The sequence below is a fragment of the Wohlfahrtiimonas sp. XWW7 genome (assembly GCF_056716055.1).
In genome coordinates this window covers 2,438,106-2,457,534 of record NZ_CP168032.1, presented here as the reverse complement: position 1 = coordinate 2,457,534, position 19,429 = coordinate 2,438,106, and the positions used below count along the sequence as shown (strand labels likewise).

Genomic DNA, 19,429 nt, shown 5'->3' with positions numbered 1-19,429 from the left:
ATCGTTTTCTAAAATTCGCTCTATTGTGGAAAACCACATAAAGGGTTAAAAGTTGACTTGTGACAAGAAAGGCGATCGTGAAAATTTATAACTCATTCATTCATAAAATTTTTGTACTATTTTTTTTGTTGTTACTCGCCATTGTTCAGGCAGAAGCGCTGTCGGTTAAAACGATTAAAGTGGCAGTTTTAGCACCAATGGGCAAAGAAGCCACGTTAAAAAGTTGGGCTAGCTTTCAGTCATTATTGGCACAAAAGTTTCCTGAGGATGAGGTGATTTTAATGCCTGTCACTTTGGAGCAATTTAAAAAAGTTGCCATCAATAATGAAGCTGATTTGCTCATTGCTAATCAAACTGCATTTTTATCCGTATTTTCAGACATTAAGTTACGCTGGATCGCAAGTTTGGATCGCAATGTGAGTGCATTTAATCCAAACTCTGTGGTTGGTAGTACCATTATTGTACGAAGGGATAGCGACATTCATACATTATCTGATTTAGAAAATAAGAAAGTGGCGGCTGTTTCTAAAGATGCTTTAGGCGGTTTCTTGTTAGGTTATAAAGCGATTTATGATGCGGGTTTAGAAGCCCCCAAAGATTATTTTGTGACTTTTTTAGGTTTTCCCATCGAGCGTGGCGTTTTCAATGTGCAAAGCCAACTGGTGGATGCTGCGATTATTCCTGCATGTTTATATGAAAATATGATTAAAGCGGATCAAATTAATCCTGATGATTTTAGACTGTTGGCAGCCAATGAAACCGAGGAAGGCTGTATGAGTTCAACGCCATTGGCATATAATTGGTCGTTGGCAGCATTGCCCACATTGACGGAACAAGATGCACAAACGATTCAAAAAGCACTCTTTGAGAATGAAGATCCTACTTTAACCACATGGCGCTTGCCTGTGGGCTTGGGGGAAGTTTATGCCATGAAGCGCTTTGCAGGGTTAATCGAAGTGGAAGAAACTTTATGGGAAACTTTTTGGCGCATTGCGAATCAATATAAACTATGGTTGTTGGCGATCGCATTGATTATGCTTTTATTGGCAGTGAATCATGGTTGGCTCACTTGGATTGCGCGTAAGCGCCGTTTTGCATTGGAATCCTCTTATCATCGCTTACATGAATATGAAAAAATGTTGTCTAGAGCAGATCGTGTGAATATTTTGGGTGAAGTGGCAAGCGGCATTGGGCACGAACTCAATCAGCCGTTGATGGCGATTCGTAATTATGCAGAAGGCAGTTTACTCGGCTTGCAAAAAGGAAGAGATCCGCAATCATTTGTGCAACCAATTGAGCGCATTGTGCAGCAAGTGGAGCAATGCAGTTCCATCATTAAAAATCTGCAATCGTGGGTGAAGCCTAAAACGATGGATCAATTGGAATGGTTTAATTTTAATGATTTTATGACAAGAATGATCGAAATTATCCGATTACAAACCAAAAATCGCGTGGCAATTGAACTGCACATTAATTGTGATCAAAAGGTTTTTACTGTGGTTTCTATTTTGGAACAAGTGATGATGAATTCATTGTTAAATGCTGTGCAAGCAGGTGCAAATCAGATCATCATTGAAGCCCATTGCCATCAGGATTATTATAAAATTTTGATCATGGATAATGGTTCAGGCTTTACGAAAGATGAGTTAGATGCACCATTTGTGCCATTTAGAACATCTAAAGCTACAGGTTTAGGATTAGGTTTGGTAATTTGCGAGCGCTTAATGGCTGTGATTGGCGGGAAATTTAGAATCGATAACCGCAAAGATGGCGAACAAGGTGCTTCTGTACGCATTATTTTACCAACAGGCGCAACGATTGAGGAAAAGAAGTCATGAAAATACACATCGTAGATGATGAAATTGAAGTGCGTGAATCGTGCGAATTTTTGGTGAATCAGTTGGATTATTCATTGGTTGAGCAATGGGAAAATGGTGAGCAATTCATTGATGGTGCAGATTTATTGGAGCCAGCAATTGCCATCCTAGATTTGCGCATGCCGAAAATGAATGGCGAAACAGTTGTTGATCTCTTAAAGAAAAAGGGCAGTGTGATTGCGCCGATCATTTTAACTGGGCACGGCGAATTATCTCAAGCTGTAACATTATTAAAAAATGGTGCTGTGGATTTTTTAGAAAAACCTGTTTCCATGGCAAAGCTCGAAACAGCCTTAGAACGCGCACAAATAGAAACGGAAAAGCTATTTTATGATTACACCATTCAACAGCAATTTGCACAATTATCCGAGCGAGAGCAGCAAGTGAGCCAATTGGTTTATGAAGGTTTAACTAACCGAGAAATATCTGAGCAACTGTGTGTTTCCGTGCGAACAGTGGAAGTACAGAGAGCCAGCGCTATGAAAAAACTGAATGTGGAAACATTGGCAGAATTTGTGGTGAAATTATCAGATGTGAAAGAAGCATAAATTATGGATCGATCAGAGTTTGCAAATTATTGGCATTTGCCTGAATTGAATGGATTGGAGTTATTGAATGCTCGATATGAAGAGCAATCTTTCACAAAACATTCTCACGAAGGTTATTGCATTGCGGTGATCGAAGATGGTGCGCAAACTTTCCAGTGGCAAGGCAGTAACTATTATGCCAATGAACGGCACATAGTATTGATCAATGCAGATGAAGTTCACACAGGCGCGCCAGCTAAAAATTTTGGATGGGAATATCACGCCATTTATCCAACGCCAGAGATGATTGATCACATCAATAAAGATCTATTCAAGCAAACTGGCGCGCCTTGGTTTGCGGATGCAGTTGTGGATGATCAAGGTTTAGCACAACAATTAATGCAGTTGTTTCTACTCTTAGAACAAGCGGGCAATATTTTATTAAAAGAGACATTTTATCTCTCAACAATGGCTTATTTGATTGCAAAACATGGACAATCATTACCAGAAATACAGCAATTATCTGATAGTAAAAAGCAAATTTTATGGGTGAAAGAATTTATTAATGCTTATCCTGAACGTGAGTTTACCTTAACAGAGTTAGCGAATATGGCACATTTGAGCCAATGGCACTTTTTGCGACAATTTAATCAACATGTGGGAATGACGCCGCACAAATGGCTCATTCAATCTCGATTGCATAAAGCGAGCCGATTATTAAAACAAGGCTTGCGCCCGATTGATATTGCGGTGGATTGTGGGTTTTCAGATCAAAGCCATTTCAATCGTCATTTTAAAAAGGCATTTGGCGTAACGCCCACGCAATATACGCAATCTCTATTTTCATAAAACAGCAATTTTGTTCTATTCAAGCGAAAGCGACATTCGCAATACTAAAGCTCTATTGAGTTTAAGTGAAGGTTGAATGGAAAATGAGTCACAAAAAGTTGTATGTGCAAGCTCGGCACTTTATGAAAGGTTTTATGATCATGTTGCCACTCAGCATTGCAGCATTGCCTTGGGGAATTTTGGCGGGCTCGATGGCGATCAATGCTGGATTATCTGTGGCTGAAGCAATGGCGATGCCGATCTTTATGTTCGCAGGTACAGCGCAATTGGTGAGTTTAGGTTTAGTCATGGCTGGCGCACCAATTGCGATGATCATTGTTTCAGTGTTTTTTGTGACATCACAGCATTTCATTTATGCATTAGTATTTAGAAAAAAGATTGGTAAATATCCATTGAAAACTCGACTGGCATTAGGTTTCTTACTAACGGATGAGCTCTTTGCCATTCGTTCGAGTGTCAATTCAAGCAATCGTTATTATTTGATTGGTGCAGGTTTCTGTTTTTATTTCTTTTGGGTGATTTTTAACTACGCGGGCATTGTGGTTGCCAATACTGTGCCTGATCTACATAAATATCATTTAGATTTTTCCATTGTGGCGATTTTTATTCCGATCATTATTGCGCTCACTAAAAATAAAGCAACTGTTTTGGGTGTATTTGTATCGTGTGTTTGTGCCTTTGTGTTGCAATTATTACAGTTCAAAAGTGGATTGATTGTGGCAGGTTTAGCAGGAATGTTAGTAGCTTCATTGTATGAAACATTTGTTGTGAAGCATGAAGTTGTGGAGTTATAAAATGAGTTACGGATTAATTTTTATTTTAGCCATCATCATCTATTTTAATCGTTACTTTTTCTTAGAGCCTAAAGTTGCGATCCGTTTACCGAAGTTTATTGAAAAAATGTTGAGCTTTTCAGCGCCATGTTTATTGAGTGTGATTTGTGTGCCGATTATCTTTTTTGATGGTGAAACAGGTTTACGAGAAATATCTACTAATGCTTATTTATATGCGGCGATTTTTGGTTGTTTACTGATGTTTAAAGTGAAGAATGTATTGTGGAATATGGTGGGTAGTGTGACGTTTTTCTATCTGCTACTTTTTCTGATTATTCCTAACATTTAGTTTATATTAACTAAGTATTTTATAAAATTAATATAAAACTAAGGAGATTATAATGAAGTTAATCAACATGTGTTTAGTGATAGCATTGTCGGCAATGTTAACAGCATGCGGTGGTATTGCTGCTTATATGGATACAAGTGATGAGAAACTGAAAGGTCAAGGCGTTACTTTATCTGAAACTGTGAAAACTAAAGACTTATATGGCGCATGGATGTTTTCAACGGATGATACAGACCCAGATGACATTATGTTAATCTTTGCATTTTATACTGATCATACAGGTTTAGCGTATGGTTTGGATGTGAATCGTAAGACAAAAGCAGAGCACATGAGCGCTGAATATTTCACTTGGAAATTGGATGAAACAAACAAAGAACTTCATTCTGTGATTTTTAAACAAGTGGATCGTAAAGGTGATAAGCGTACTGAAAAAACAGTGAATGAGCGTGATACACATAAAGTTGGTTTATATCGTTTAGATAACCAAAAATTTGCGATTACATTGGATAACAAATCACAGCGCATGATTTTCTTTAGAATGCCGAATGAAACTTATAATGATTTTATTAAATTGCGCCCTGATTTACCAAGATTGAAATAATATTAAATAACAATGTTACAAAAGCGGCTCTGAGGAGCCGTTTTTATTTTATAAAGGGTTAATATCCTGTTATTATAATCAGATTACAAAGAAAAGTAGAAGAGTGAAATGTTGCATTATGGAAGTAATCAAACACAAGTATATTCATTTATGCCAAAAAATTATTTTAATATTATGTACATGTGGAATAGCATATATTAATAGTTTCATAATGTTATTAGGAACTAATTCACTAGATTCACCTACTTCAGTTTTGTTTATTGCTTTTTTTGTTCTAGTATTTAGTTCTTCTAAGAATCTTTTTTGGTTAATACTCTTTCCATTAGTTATATTGCATGCCATATATATACCTTTAGGATTGATGTATGGCCCATTACATTATAGTTTTTGGATTGCAGGTGCAGCTGCGGATATATCTGAATTGAGTGAGTTTTTTCAATTAGTAGATAGGTCTAGTGTGTCTTATAGTGTGTTGTTAGTGGTATTAATTATTATTAATAGATGCATGATTGTAAAGTATAAAATAAGTTTGTATAAAAATTATAACTTTATGTCTATAGGGATATTGTGTTCAATGTTAGTATTTCTTCCGAATTCTATCTTTCAACAAATGTATATATCTTTACAAGATTTAAGAGAAGAATATAAGAAAATAGAGTTGCTTAGAGAAAAAAATGATTGGAAACATGTATCTAGAAATGATAATCTCAAACAATATGATACATATGTATTAGTGATAGGTGAGAGTGCGCGAAAAGATTATCATTATGCATACGGATATCCTATAGAGAATACACCATTTATGAGTGAGTCTAGTGGGGTTGTCATTTCAGGGCTGACTAGTGGGGGAAGTGCATCTGTTTCATCATTGAGATTAATGTTAACCTTGGCCCGAACTGTTGATTGGTCTGCAAGATATAGTTTGAATTTAGTAGATTTAGTGAAAAGTTCTGATATTACTACATATTGGTTATCAAATTCTGGGTATTTAGGTGAACATGATACACCAGTGACTGCTATAGCCAAATCTAGTGATGTAGTGACTTTTTTGAAAACTGGAGATTACTCTTCTAAAAACACTAGTGATTTTGACTTGTTACTAGAGTTTCGGAAAGTATTGATGATTAATCAGAAACAGCCTAAATTTATTGTATTGCATTTATATGGCTCTCACCCAGATGCTTGCCAAAGAATTGATGATTATCATTTAATTACTATGGTAAGTAATGCTTATTACTCAAATCTGAATTGCTATATCTCATCTATACATAAAACAGATGAGTTTTTAGAAAAAGTCTATGAGCTTTTAAAAGAACAAAAGAAATTAAATAATAAAAGTTTTTCAATGGTATATTTTTCTGATCATGGCTTAGTTCATAAAGAAGTAAGCAATGAACTAAGGTTAAATAATAATATGCTTAGTAAATATCACTATGAAATTCCTTTGTTCAAAATATCTTCAGATGATACTGAAAGAAAGGAATGCCAATCATTTAAATCAGGATTGAATTTTACAAATGGCATTGCTAATTGGATGGGAATTACTGCAGATCAACTAGATCCGAATTATAGCCTATTTGATTGTCAAGATGATCCAAGCGATTTTGGTCTGTCAGAAAAAATTAAAGAAGGGGTGGATGATCCTGCGATCGATATTACTGGGAAATAAACATTAAGTGTATTGAAATTCTGATTCTTAATAACCATATTGTTAAGTATTCATGCCATAATGGCATTCATTTTTAATACGGTGAGGAATTTCTTACATGTCATTTACCCAGCTAAAATCAACTTATATTGATTCTCTCAATGTTACATTGGAAGAATATGTTCATAATGAAACTAAAGCGAAGCATTTTCACATTGCATCGGATGATACGAACAACACATTTTTAGTCGGGTTTTTAACGGTTCCACAAGATTCTACGGGCGTTGCACACATTTTAGAGCACACAGCATTGTGTGGTTCTAAGAACTATCCTGTGCGTGACCCATTCTTTATGATGATTCGCCGTTCTTTGAATACATTCATGAATGCATTTACATCATCGGATTGGACGGCTTATCCATTCTCAAGTCAAAATAAAAAAGATTTCAATAACTTATTGAATATCTATTTGGATGCAGCATTTTTCCCAAATTTAAATTATTACGATTTCTTGCAAGAAGGCCATCGTTTTGAATTTGAAGAGACAGAAAACCCAGAAAGTCCATTAGTTTATAAAGGTGTTGTATTCAATGAGATGAAAGGTGCGATGAGCTCGCCAATTTCATTGCTATATCAGGAAATTACCACAAATTTATTCCCAACAGTAACTTATCATCATAACTCGGGCGGCGATCCTAAAAATATTCCTGATTTAACCCATGAAGAGCTCAAAGCGTTCCATGCTAAGCATTATCATCCTTCCAATAGTGTGTTTTTCACATATGGTAATTTAGATCCTAAAGATCATCAGAAAGTGTTTGAAGATCGTGTGTTATCACAGTTTGAAGCGCAGACTTTTGATTTTGCAGTGCCTAATGAAGAGCGCTTTACAGAGCCAAAATATGTCACAAGCTATTATCCATTGCCAAAAGAAGAGAGCATGGAAAATAAAACGCATGTGATCAATACTTGGTTATTGAACCCAATTTACGATAACTACGATGTTATGCGTGCACGTATTTTAAGTGGCGTATTGTTGGATAATTCAAGTTCGCCACTGCGTCATGTTTTAGAAACATCTGATTTAGGTGTTGCGCCATCCACTTTCTGTGGATTGGAAGATAGCACGAAAGAGATCTTTTTCTGCGCTGGTTTAGAAGGTGCTGACAGCGATAATGCAGAGAAAATTAATGAGTTAATTTTATCAACATTGATCAAAGTGCGTGATGAGAATGTCGATATTTCTGTTGTTGAATCTGTATTGCACCAGTTGGAATTATCATCTCGTGAAATTGTAGAAGGCAGAATGCCTTACGGTTTAAATATGATTCTTCAATGTTTAGCACCAGTTTTACATGGCGGCGAAGCAGTGGATGCTTTGGCGATTGATAATGTATTATTGAAAATGCGTGAAGAGATTAAAAATCCTAACTTTATCCCTGAATTGATTGATCGTATGTTGATCAATAATCCTCATAAATTGTGCTTAACTGTTAAACCAAGCCAAACAATGGCGGATGAAATTGTTGCAGATGAAAAAGCGCGCTTGGCGAAAATTCAGTCAGAGTTAACAGCTCAAGAACAACAAGAGATCATTATGGAAGCGCTAGAATTGAAAAAGCGCCAAAGCCAAGAGGATGATATTAGCGTATTGCCAATGGTTACACGTGAAGATATTCCTGCAAAATTGGAGATTCCAGAAGTTTCTGCAATTCAGTTGAACAATCAAACGATTTATACTGGCGCAGTGAATACGAATGGCATGATTTATCAAAGCTTGATCGTAGAGCTGCCTGAATTAACAGAAGATGAAAGTCGTTTATTACCATATTTAAACAGTATTTTGACAGATGTTGGTTGTGGTCAATACAGCTATACAGAACAGCAAGCGCGCATTTATGCTGTCACAGGTGGTTTGAGTGCAACATCGTTGTATCAAACGGATCGTAAAGATGGCAAATTAAAAGCGTTGTGGATTTTATCGGGTAAAGCATTGTCTGCGAATAGCCAACATTTGGCTGATTTATTGAAGGCAACATTCTTTGATGCGCGTTTTGATGAAACGAAGCGCATTCAAGAGTTATTGAATCAATTAAAATTGTCTCGTGAAGAAGGGATTGTTTCTAACGGCCATTTATATGCGATGGGTTCTGCAAGCCAAAACATGTCACAGATTAACTATTTATCTGAAGAAATTGGCGGCATGAAAGGCATTCAATTGGGTAATCAATTAACAGCACAATTGAAAGATGTGGCTGCTTGTGAAACATTTGCGGCTCAATTAAAAGCATTATTGCAAAAATTGAATGGTGCAAAATATGAGTTAATGGCGATTTCAAGTGACAACGAATTGACTCAATTCAGCGATTACTTCACAAAAGCGTTAACGCACGATGTGACACAAACAGCCGAATATAACTTCCCATTTGCAGTGCCTGATGAACAATTAAACATTGGTTGGGCGATCAATGCACCTGTTCATTATTGTGGCAAGAGCTATAAAGTGGCAACAGGCGATCATGCAGATGCGCCAGCATTAACAATTTTGGCAGGTTTCTTACGCAATGGTTATTTACACCGCGCTATTCGTGAGCAAGGTGGTGCTTATGGCGGTGGCGGTAACTACAATGCGAAAGGTGGTTCATTCAATTTCTTTAGTTATCGTGATCCTCGTTTAGCAGAAACATTGGCGGATTTTGATGCTTCCATTCAATGGATGTTGAATACTAAGCATGAACAATTAGCATTGGAAGAAGCTGTATTGGGCGTGATTTCAGGGATCGATAAACCAGCATCACCAGCAGCTGAATATCAGCAAACAGCATTAGCAAACTATTTTGGTAATACGCCAGATGTTCGCGAAGCATTCCGTGCCAATGTATTGAAAGTCACATTGGATGATTTGAAAGCAGTGACAGAGAAATATTTTGTAAATCAGTCTGCTGATATTGCTGTTTTAGGACCTAAAGATGCACTCGAAAAAGCAAATCTGAAGGTTTATACTTTAGCTTAGAATTGTTAAGATAAGCGCTCGAAAGGGCGCTTTTTTTTATGCCATAAATTTCTATCCATCATATCTTTAGCCTTGAGGAGACAATGTGTCTAGTAAAAGACTAATCCGTAGATTTCACAGTATTATCCTATTGTTCATTATCGTTTGTTCATCTCTATCATTGGCGCAAACAGATTTGCCAAGTGCGCCTGTTAATGCGATAGATAAAGGTGGCAATTGTTGCGCTGAATTGAATCAGATTGATCAATCTTTGAGAGAAAACTTGGAAAAGCAAAAGCAGATCCAAAATAGTTTAAAACAAACAAAAGATGAAGAGAGAATCACTGAGCTTAAAGCTAGCTTGGAAACTTTGAAGTCTCAAGAGAAAAGCTTAGAGAGTATTTTTAATAAAATGGCTTTTGGTGGTGTGAATCCTCATCTTTTAGCCAATAAAGCACCCAATGCAGATGATTTTAAATGGCAAGAAGAGTTGTTGGTGATTGTTAAACCACTTTTTACTGAAATGCGCTCATTGACGGAAAAGCCACGTGAAAGAGATCGTTTAAATTATGAACATCAAGAGGTTGAAAGTAAATATAAGGCGATTACAGATGGATTGACAGCTCTGAATGAAATACCAGAAGATCAAGTTTCCGAAGAGACCAAAAATCGTATAGATGCTTTACGAAAACAGTGGACGAATTATCAGCAAGAGTTGTTGAATCAGAAAAATATTTTAGATTTGCAATTAAAAGAGTTGGAAACTACGGAAATATCTTTAGAAGATAGAATTAAGAATGCTTTAAGTGCTATTTTCTTAGGTCGAGGTTTGATTTTATTAATGGCAGTTTTATCAGGTGCCAGTGTTGTATTGATTTTTGGTGTTGGTGTTAAAAGAACCTATATTCATTTTGACCAAAAACGTAAAAAACACAATCGTTCCCGTAAGGTGAATACACGCTTACGTTTTTTATGGATTGTTTATAACTTAGTGGTTTATGTATCTGCCATTTTGGCATTTTTGAGCGTGATTTATGTTCAAGGCGATATGGTGCTATTTGGATTGGCTGTATTATTGATCTTCTTTGGCATTATCAGTTTAAGAAATTATGCGCCGCAATATGTGAGTGAGCTGAAAATTTTCTTGAATCTTGGTGCAGTACGAGAAGGTGAGCGCATTATGTATCGTGGTATTCCGTGGGAAGTACAGCGATTAAGTTTTTACTGTACATGTGTCAATCCTGTATTAGAAAATGGTCGCATTCGTATTTCATTGAGTGAAATTGCTAATTTAAATTCTCGTCCATTCAATTCGGAAGAGGAGTGGTTCCCAACACAAGTGGGCGATCAGGTGTTTTTACCTGATGGTAATTACGCTGTCATTAAACGACAAACGCCAGAAATGGTTTATTTGGAATCATTTTTCAGGGAAATTATGGTGCCCACTGCAACTTTTTATAATATGCAGGTACAAAATGTGGGGAATGGTTTTTATGTTACGCCAACTTTTGGTTTAGATTATAGCCATACTAATTTACCAGTTGCAGAAGTGACAACAGCGCTTGAAAGTAGAGTCAGAGAAAAATTGGATGAATTGGGGCTGACTCAGTATTTACGCAGTTTGAGCGTTCAATTAAAACGCATTGTTTATGGTCAAGCGATCGAATATTCTGTGATTTTAGAATTTAGCAGTGAAGCTGCAGGTTGGTATTGGCGAATCGAGCGAATGGTCAATCATGCAGGTTTAGAAGTTTGCCAAGAAAAAGGCTGGTTATTACCACGCCAACAAATTTTAGTTAGTGATGATAAACCTGTACAATATGGGGCTTAATTGAGGAATTATAATGAATATTTTTGAGTTAGAAAAAATTCTAAACGATAAGCTTGAAGCATATAAGATTAAAGATTATGCGCCAAATGGTTTGCAAATTGAAGGCAAGCATGAGATCAAAAAAATAATTACAGGTGTGACAGCATCGCAGCGTTTAATCGACTGTGCCATTGAGAAAGGCGCAGATCTAATTTTGGTGCATCATGGTTATTTTTGGCGCAATGAAGATATGCGCATCATTAACATGAAATATCGTAGAATCGCATCATTGATTAAAAATGATATTAATTTGATGGGTTATCATCTACCTGTGGATATGGCGCCAAGCATTGGTAATAATGCGCGATTAGGGCAACTATTAGAGATTGAGGATGTTCAAGGTTTAGATCCTTTTGAAGTGAATCCTTTGATTTTAAAAGGCCGTTTAAAAACACCAATATCAGGCAGTGAATTTGCTAAAGTTATCGAGAAAGCTTTGGATCGTGAACCGCTTCATATTGCGCCAGAGTCTGATAAATTGATTAGCACAATCGCTTGGTGCAGTGGCGGTGCACAAGATTATATTGATAAAGCTGCTGAATTTGGTGTGGATGCATATTTGTCGGGTGAAATCAGCGAACGAACAACACATAGCGCACGCGAATTGGATATTCACTATTATGCGGCAGGTCATCATGCAACAGAGAGATATGGCATTGAAGCTTTGGGCGAATGGTTAGCAGCAGAGTATCATTTAGATGTTGAATTCATTGACTGCGACAATCCAGTATAGAGAACATTCATGACAGAAGAAATTGAAGCAGGGAAAGTGGCGGAAGTTGTAGAAGCGCCCATTAAAAAACGAAAAAGTCCTTGGCGTTGGTTAAAGCGTTTTATTTATTTGATCATCTTTTTATTAGTTTTAATTGTGGGGTTTGTGGCTTTTGTCATATTCACACCACAAGGATTAAAGCTTGTAGATTATGCACTGAAAAAATCCCCTGTCAGTGAAATGGTGCAGATTGATGAATTGCGTGGAACATTATGGAAAGGCATTCAATTTGATCGATTGCATTTAACCCTTAATGAAGAAAATTACATTGAGTTATTCGATGCTAAACTTCAATGGGATTTGAATCAATTATTGGATAAAACAGTCACTATTCGTGAAGTTTCGGTGGCTCAAGGTGATGTTATGTTGCCTAAAGCAGGTGAACCAACGCCATCAGATCCTAATTCTCCTCCATTTTTACCATTTTCATTTCAACGTGGTCAATTACCGATTGATATCACTATTGATTCTGTCAAAGCATCTGATATTGCGATCATTTTGCCAGACTTATCTGTGTATGTAGATGAAGCAAAAGTGAATGAAGGCGTGATCAGTCAAACAACTTGGGCGTTTAAAGATGTGGCTTATAAAGGTTTAGTGAACATCGGTGATGATGTAACTTTGCCTTTGAATGCAACAGCGAGTATTGATACGAATAAAGTTACGGATGATGTGAATATTCGTTTAAAAAATTCCACACAAGAAATGCGTGTCGGTGATGATTATTTTGATCATGCCATGAATATTATTGTGACAGGCAAATTGAATGATTTAAAAATACATGATGCCATTACATTCAATTGGCCTAATAAGTTAGCGAAGCCTTTGGTCATTGAAACTAAATTGGGAATTAAAAATCAAGCGGATTTAACGTGGGATTTGACGCTATTCAATATTTCTAATCAATTGGCAACAACAGGCGCTTGGTCTTTGAATCAACCCAAACGATTGACTGCTAATTTGGATCTTTATATGTCCGAATTAAAAGATATCTACCCCGATTTAACAGGCTCTCTAAAAGGTGATTTTAGTTTTGCAGGTGACTTTAAAAAGCCTTTATTATCGGGTGATGTGAAAGGCGATAATATTACTGGCTTTGGTTTGGTTTTGGATTCGTTAAAGATTAAAGCCAATCATAATGAAGCTCAAACTACAGAATTTACAGCAGATTTGAATCAATTGAAAATTCAAGATTTAACTGTGAAATCTGGGGAGATTCGTTTAAAAGCTGAGAAAATTGAGCAATTTGATTTTTCAGCTATGATCAAAAAGATCAGCAATAAAGGTGAAAATATCGTTGATAGCGTAGCATTAACATCTGTGGGTTCACTGGAAAATCATGATATTCAATTAAAAGTGCGCAGTATTTTTAATACGACAGATTTTGCGGGCGTGGGGCATATTAATCCTGAAGATTTTAAAGAATGGTCATTGAGCATTAATCAATTTGATGTGTACAGTGACATTATTGGACGCTATAAGTTATCTAAGCCCGCACAATTGAAAGTTGCGGCCAGTGATATTGAGCTCTCAATGCTGTGTTTGCAAGAGTTGCCGACAACAATGTGTATGCAAGGGCAGAAAATTGGCGACCAAAGTTTGGGATCATTGGTGATTCGTCGTTTACAACCTAAAAAACTTAAATCATTATTGCCGCCAGAGTTGGATTTAAATACAACGATTGATCTTGTTGTAGCAGGACAATTCATTGATCCAACAAATTTTAATGGTGTTGTAGATGTATCATTAGCGCAAGGCAGTGTACGTTATCGCATGCAAGGTTATGAATTAAATGTACCATTAACAAAAACTAAAGCAGTGGTGCATGCTCAACCTAAAGAAATTACTTCTAAGCTGGATGTGGATTGGGGTAAATATTTACAGATTCATGGTGGCGGTAGTTTAGTGGACCCATTTGGTAAGCAGGCATTAGACTTTAAAGTGAATGGGAATGCTCCTACATTAGATTGGTTATTGCCAATAGTGCCAAGTTTGCAGAAGTTAGATGGCAATCTTACGATGAAGTTTGAAACAACAGGGGAATTGTCTTCAGATAAATTGCTCAATATGGGCTTTGATGTCAATCTGACAAAGGGTGAGATTTATAACGCTGAGTACAATACATCACTTAAAAATATTCAACTGAATGTTGCTTTAAAGAAAGGGCAGCCTTTGCTCTCCATTGATGGTGGTTTGACAGCAGGCAGTGGGAATATGAAGATCAATGGTTCTGTAGATTTAAAAACTATGGATTCAGAAATAAAAGTGCGTGGTGACTCTTTGCTACTTGCCAATAGTAGTAATGTAAAAGCATTGGCATCACCGAATATTGATATTTCTGTGAAGAAAACAGGCGCTGTGATTCGCGGTAATTTATTAATTCCTGAGTTGAAGTTTTTGTATAAAAGTTCGGATGATCCACGGGGCAGTGTACAGAAAGTTTCGGAAGATACAGTCGTGATTTCATCCAAACGCAAGCCCGTTGAGAAAAAAGAACCTTCTCAGTTTTGGAATAATTCTACTGTCGATTTTAAGGTAACTTTAGGTGACAACATCACTGTCGGAGCAGTTGGATTTGTTGGAAAATTAATGGGTGGAATTGATCTGAAAAAATCTGTCAATAGCCCATTAACAGCGCTTGGTATCATCAATATGGGCAGCGGTATCTATAATGTATTAGGGCAGGAACTTAAATTGGATAAAGGTAAAATTCAATTCACTGGATTGGATATTGCAAATCCTAATATTGAGTTCCAAGCATCGAGATCGTTTGAGAATAAACGTACAGGGACAAAAGTGAATGTGGGTGTTCGTGTGACAGGAACAGCACAAAATCCTAAACTGAGCTTATTTTCTCAGCCAGGCATGCCAACCAACTCAATAGTTTCTTATTTAGCATTGGGTTCGGATGTGGATTCATTAACAGCAGTTGAGATGTTACAAATTGCAAAAATGGCACAAAGAATCGCGTCAGGTGAAATAGTGACATCTAATGATAATGCTTTTGCTAAAAGTGTTGGTTTGACGGATTTAGGTGTGATGAAGGATTTGTCGGGCAATACCAGTTTAGGTATTGGCAAATACATCACTGAAAATTTCTATGTTGGTATTGGTGTAAGTATTTTTGAAGAGAATAACAGTGCATTTGGGTTAATGCGGTATAACTTCTTAAAATACTTTAGCTTTGATACCCAAGTGAGTGATGAGTATTCCACGATGGATTTAAGATTTTCTAAAGAGATATAAGCATAAAAAAACCAATCTATCACGATTGGTTTTTTATTCATTTTGAGATTTTAATTATGAGCTTGGAGTATCGTTAATTTTCATTAAATGTGTATTTTTGAAACGAATCACTCTTGTTAGTTTACGTTCAGGGACATCTCCATGCGCGCCAAATGTGAATTGGAATTTGATTGCTCTAACTCTACCGATTAGATCTGTATTGGAATATCTATCTTTGGGCTCATCTGCGCCTTTAAGAGGATAGGTTTTTATATCAAAGCCTTCCTTATCGATAGCTTCATTATGTAATTTTTGACTAATTAAATGTGGCTTTTGATTATTGCCATTAATTAACAGGCTATTATTATTTTTTGTACTAAATGGATTGATCCATCCACCCTCTCCGTTAAGTAAGTTTTGTGCATTGTTAAATGTTGTATTAGGAACATGGGTATTACCTTTACCTGCCGGGGAAAATCCTAAGAATATATCGACACTATTTTTACCTGTAGAGATTGTTTTTTTATTCTCTTCATCAGAGAGAAACATCACCGTAGCATCATCCATGGTTGGTTTATATATATCAACTGAAGGATACAGATCGCCATCTTTTCTTGACTGAATTGCTGATAATGCTACAAATGCCATGATTTTATCAGCACTTGCCGAGTAGTCATTTTTGGTCGTGATATTTTTTATTGGAATCATTTCTAGGACAGTAGTGCCAATGTAAATTGTGCTTTGATCTTGACCACATCCTACATTGTCAAGTTTACGAGGCGTATAGGACTGAAGAGTTTCACCATTGAATTTTAACATTCCTAATGCAGAGTGTTGATATTCATCAATAATAGGGTGAAGAAAAACAATTTGTTTTCTATTAATATTATCGCCTAATGAAATGATTGCTGAGGGTTGATAATCTGATATGAATACATTGTCTGCACATTCAAATCCACCAGTATTTTCAATGTCTGTTTCTAAGAGATTGAGCATGCGACGTAGTTGTTGCTGCTCATGGTTGTTAGTTTGATGTTCTGCAACATTTTGTAGGCTGATACTGTAAAACGCGAGCATGGAAAGTATCAACGTAAGACCTAATCCTACAGCGACCATTAACTCTATGAGCGAAACACCTTTATTTTTATATAGTTTCAACATATTGAAATCCTTGTTAATTTTTACTGTAAGAATCTTGAGCCACAAATGCTACGGCTGAAAGATGGTGCTGAGCCGCTAGTGCCATCAATAGGATGGTGTGTGAATGTATTGGCATGTGTGATCACAGTGGAATCATTCGTATAGTTTATGCTATCAATGTTTAAACCTCCTGCCATTCTACAGCCTGCTAGCACACCTGTAACATTTGCAAGATCTGCAGCTGTAATATTAAAAAAATTAGTTGTAGATAATGCGGTATTAGAGGTCATAAATACTGGGATTACAACAGATCCTGATGGGTAAAATACTAGGAAGGTAGGTTTTCCTACTTCTGCGCCTTGGCCTTCTTGGAATATAGGTTTTCCTTCATCATCTTTCTCAATATTTCCATTGTTATCTCTTTTGATATAGGGAACTCGAACGTTACTATAACCTTCCATTTCTATGGTTGAACTATTATCAAAATTTTGTCGATCAATCGCATTGTGCATAGTGCTAGTTAATACAGTTAGGATAGATGTAGTGCTAGGAGTAAAAATGGGTTGTTGAGCAATCAGGTAATTAGGGTTAGGTGTGCCTGGACTTTTGGCATTCTCAAGTGCTAAGTCTTGTGCTGAGATTCTGACATTGTTTTTACCAATAGGCTTAAAGGACATAACCCAATCTTGGGTCCAATAATCATCTTTATGATTGGTATAGTCAAAATAGCCTGTCGTATAAACATAAACAATTCTATTAGTAGATGTTGCGATTTCTTGTGCGGAGCGTAGGAAGTTCGCAGCTTTTACCATTTGTGTTTTTGCACGTGATTGCTCAATAAAGTTATAAAAAGCAGGAACACCAAACATTGTAATGATTGCAAATATAAAAAGGGTGATCATGAGCTCTATGAGCGTATAACCTTTATTAGTATGAAGTATTCTTCGTAAGTTCATTTGTTATAGCCTTCTTGTTTGTCATGTAGAGTATACAAATATTGGTCTTATAAATTCAGCATTGTATCATTTTCTGTCTATTTAATTAATATTAAAAATCAGCAAGTAGATCAAGTTTCTGCCAGATTGGTTCGTAAATTTTGTTACAATCAATTCTTTTCAATTTGGAAGATGATATGGAACTTGATTTTACAGTTCTTCTCTTGATGTTAGTACCGCTAGTATTTGCGATCACGATTCATGAAGCTGCACATGGTTATATGGCGTATTGGCTAGGTGATAATACCGCAAAAGCACAAGGTCGTTTGTCTTTATCTCCCATTCGTCACATTGATCCTATCGGTACAATTGCTGTCCCGTTGGCATTATTTGTCTTATCGACATTGACAGATTCAGGATTATTTTTATTCGGCTGGGCAAAACCTGTGCCATTTGATCCCAGAAATTTTAAAAATCCTCGCAAAGATATTGCATGGACTGCGGCAGCTGGGCCATTATCAAATTTAATTCAGGCTTTTGTTTGGGCAATCGTCTTGGTGATTAGCTCAAAGTTTTCTAATGGACAAATGAATGAACCAACAATGCTGTTAGGTTTGATGAAGATGGCATATTTTGGTGTCATGGTTAATGTATTTTTAATGGTATTGAATTTATTACCGATTCCACCTTTGGATGGCGGTAAAATTGCTATGATGCTTTTGCCGTACAATATATCTCAGCACCTTTATAAAATTGAACCTTATGGGATTTGGATTTTATTGGGTCTGCTTTATTTAAATGTTTTGCCTTTAGGTGCAATATCACAAGCTGTGATTCAGCTAATTCTTTCAATCGTAGGAATTTTTTAGGATAAAGAAATGTCTAAACAAGTCGTATTAACGGGAATTACAACAACAGGAACGCCTCATTTGGGCAATTTTGCTGGCGCTGTTGGCCCTGCAATTAAAATGAGCCAAGAAAATGATAACTGTTTTTTCTTTTTGGCTGATTATCATGCGTTGATTAAGTGCCAAGAGCCTGCGCGAATCATTCAATCTCGTCAGGAAATTGCGGCAACTTGGCTAGCATTGGGTTTAGATACAGATAAAGCAACGTTTTATCGTCAATCAGACATTCCTGAAATTACGCAATTGATGTGGTTATTAACATGCGTGACATCGAAGGGCTTGATGAACCGTGCACATGCTTATAAAGCTGCTGTGGATGATAATGTCAATAATTCTGAAGATCCTGATAAAGGCATCACGATGGGATTGTTTTCTTATCCTGTATTGATGGCTGCGGACATTTTAATGTTCAATACGCATCAAGTACCTGTTGGCCGTGATCAGATTCAGCATGTTGAAATGGCGCGTGATATCGCGCAGCGCTTTAACTATTTATATGGTGAGCATTTTGTATTGCCTGAAGCTAAGATTGAAGAAAGCGTTGCATTATTGCCAGGTTTAGATGGTCGTAAAATGAGTAAGAGCTATAACAATACGATTCCATTGTTTTTACCTGAAAAACAATTGCGTAAATCCATCATGAAAATTGTGACAGATTCAACTGAACCTGGTGTTCCGAAAGATCCTGATCAATCCACTTTGTATGAAATGTATAAAGCATTTGCAACAGAAGCAGAATGTGCAGAAATTCGTAAAGCTTATGCAGAAGGTATCGCTTGGGGTGAAATGAAACAAGTATTGTTTGAAAAAATCAATGCAATCTTGATGGAGCCACGAGAAAAATATAATGAGTTAATGGCAAACCCTGAATATGTAGAAAGTGTGTTGTTGAAAGGTGCAGAAAGAGCGCGCGAACATACAGTGCCTTTCATCGCTCAATTGAAAAAGGCTGTAGGTCTGTAA

The 19,429-nt window shown here is 36.6% G+C and carries 15 protein-coding genes; 13 read left to right on the top strand and 2 right to left on the bottom strand.

The genetic code is table 11. The features are described 5' to 3' along the window. The first annotated feature begins 77 nt into the window (after nt 1-77). The 11 genes from ACA100_RS11765 (at nt 78) to ACA100_RS11715 (ending at nt 15,504) form a co-directional block, all read left to right on the top strand. Complete coding sequence (locus ACA100_RS11765; protein WP_481077893.1) at nt 78-1,838, top strand: sensor histidine kinase; 1,761 nt, start codon at nt 78-80, stop codon at nt 1,836-1,838. Next, nucleotides 1,835-2,425: a response regulator gene (locus tag ACA100_RS11760; protein ID WP_481077892.1), complete on the top strand. Its 591-nt coding sequence runs from the start codon at nt 1,835-1,837 to the stop codon at nt 2,423-2,425. Before ACA100_RS11765 ends, ACA100_RS11760 begins: the two co-directional genes overlap by 4 nt. Before the next feature lie 3 nt (nt 2,426-2,428). Then, nucleotides 2,429-3,253 carry an AraC family ligand binding domain-containing protein gene (locus ACA100_RS11755; protein ID WP_481077891.1) on the top strand — a complete coding sequence of 275 codons (825 nt, stop codon included), beginning with the start codon at nt 2,429-2,431 and terminating at the stop codon, nt 3,251-3,253. 83 nt (nt 3,254-3,336) lie between these two features. After that, on the top strand, nt 3,337-4,047 hold the full coding sequence (locus tag ACA100_RS11750) for an AzlC family ABC transporter permease (RefSeq protein WP_481077890.1): 711 nt from the start codon (nt 3,337-3,339) through the stop codon (nt 4,045-4,047). 1 nt (nt 4,048) lies between these two features. Next, the gene (locus ACA100_RS11745) at nt 4,049-4,375 is read left to right on the top strand and encodes an AzlD domain-containing protein (RefSeq protein WP_077926464.1); all 327 of its coding nucleotides are present in this window, start codon (nt 4,049-4,051) and stop codon (nt 4,373-4,375) included. A gap of 52 nt (nt 4,376-4,427) precedes the next feature. Then, nucleotides 4,428-4,976, top strand: a complete 549-nt coding sequence (locus ACA100_RS11740) for a hypothetical protein (protein ID WP_481077889.1) — start codon at nt 4,428-4,430, stop codon at nt 4,974-4,976. 118 nt (nt 4,977-5,094) lie between these two features. Continuing rightward, nucleotides 5,095-6,645: a phosphoethanolamine transferase gene (locus tag ACA100_RS11735; RefSeq protein WP_481077888.1), complete on the top strand. Its 1,551-nt coding sequence runs from the start codon at nt 5,095-5,097 to the stop codon at nt 6,643-6,645. A 97-nt stretch (nt 6,646-6,742) separates the two neighbouring features. Beyond that, nucleotides 6,743-9,637: an insulinase family protein gene (locus ACA100_RS11730; RefSeq protein ID WP_481077887.1), complete on the top strand. Its 2,895-nt coding sequence runs from the start codon at nt 6,743-6,745 to the stop codon at nt 9,635-9,637. An 85-nt stretch (nt 9,638-9,722) separates the two neighbouring features. Beyond that, nucleotides 9,723-11,447 (top strand): hypothetical protein, encoded by a 1,725-nt coding sequence (locus ACA100_RS11725; protein WP_481077886.1) that lies wholly within the window; start codon nt 9,723-9,725, stop codon nt 11,445-11,447. A gap of 13 nt (nt 11,448-11,460) precedes the next feature. Continuing rightward, nucleotides 11,461-12,219, top strand: coding sequence for a Nif3-like dinuclear metal center hexameric protein (locus tag ACA100_RS11720; protein ID WP_481077885.1), 759 nt, complete (start codon nt 11,461-11,463; stop codon nt 12,217-12,219). 9 nt (nt 12,220-12,228) lie between these two features. Then, nucleotides 12,229-15,504 (top strand): translocation/assembly module TamB domain-containing protein, encoded by a 3,276-nt coding sequence (locus tag ACA100_RS11715; protein ID WP_481077884.1) that lies wholly within the window; start codon nt 12,229-12,231, stop codon nt 15,502-15,504. Between the two features lie 54 nt (nt 15,505-15,558). On the opposite strand, the gene ACA100_RS11710 is transcribed toward ACA100_RS11715, so the two are convergent. Both ACA100_RS11710 and ACA100_RS11705 read right to left on the bottom strand, forming a co-directional pair. Next, nucleotides 15,559-16,644: a PilW family protein gene (locus ACA100_RS11710; protein ID WP_481077883.1), complete on the bottom strand. Its 1,086-nt coding sequence runs from the start codon at nt 16,642-16,644 to the stop codon at nt 15,559-15,561. Between the two features lie 20 nt (nt 16,645-16,664). Further along, complete coding sequence (locus ACA100_RS11705; protein WP_481077882.1) at nt 16,665-17,579, bottom strand: pilus assembly FimT family protein; 915 nt, start codon at nt 17,577-17,579, stop codon at nt 16,665-16,667. Nucleotides 17,580-17,755: 176 nt separating this feature from the next. Here ACA100_RS11705 and ACA100_RS11700 point away from each other — a divergent pair, with 176 nt between their 5' ends. Together ACA100_RS11700 and ACA100_RS11695 are read left to right on the top strand one after the other, a co-directional pair. Next, the gene (locus tag ACA100_RS11700) at nt 17,756-18,427 is read left to right on the top strand and encodes a site-2 protease family protein (RefSeq protein ID WP_481077881.1); all 672 of its coding nucleotides are present in this window, start codon (nt 17,756-17,758) and stop codon (nt 18,425-18,427) included. Nucleotides 18,428-18,436: 9 nt separating this feature from the next. Beyond that, nucleotides 18,437-19,429 carry a tryptophan--tRNA ligase gene (locus tag ACA100_RS11695; protein WP_481077880.1) on the top strand — a complete coding sequence of 331 codons (993 nt, stop codon included), beginning with the start codon at nt 18,437-18,439 and terminating at the stop codon, nt 19,427-19,429.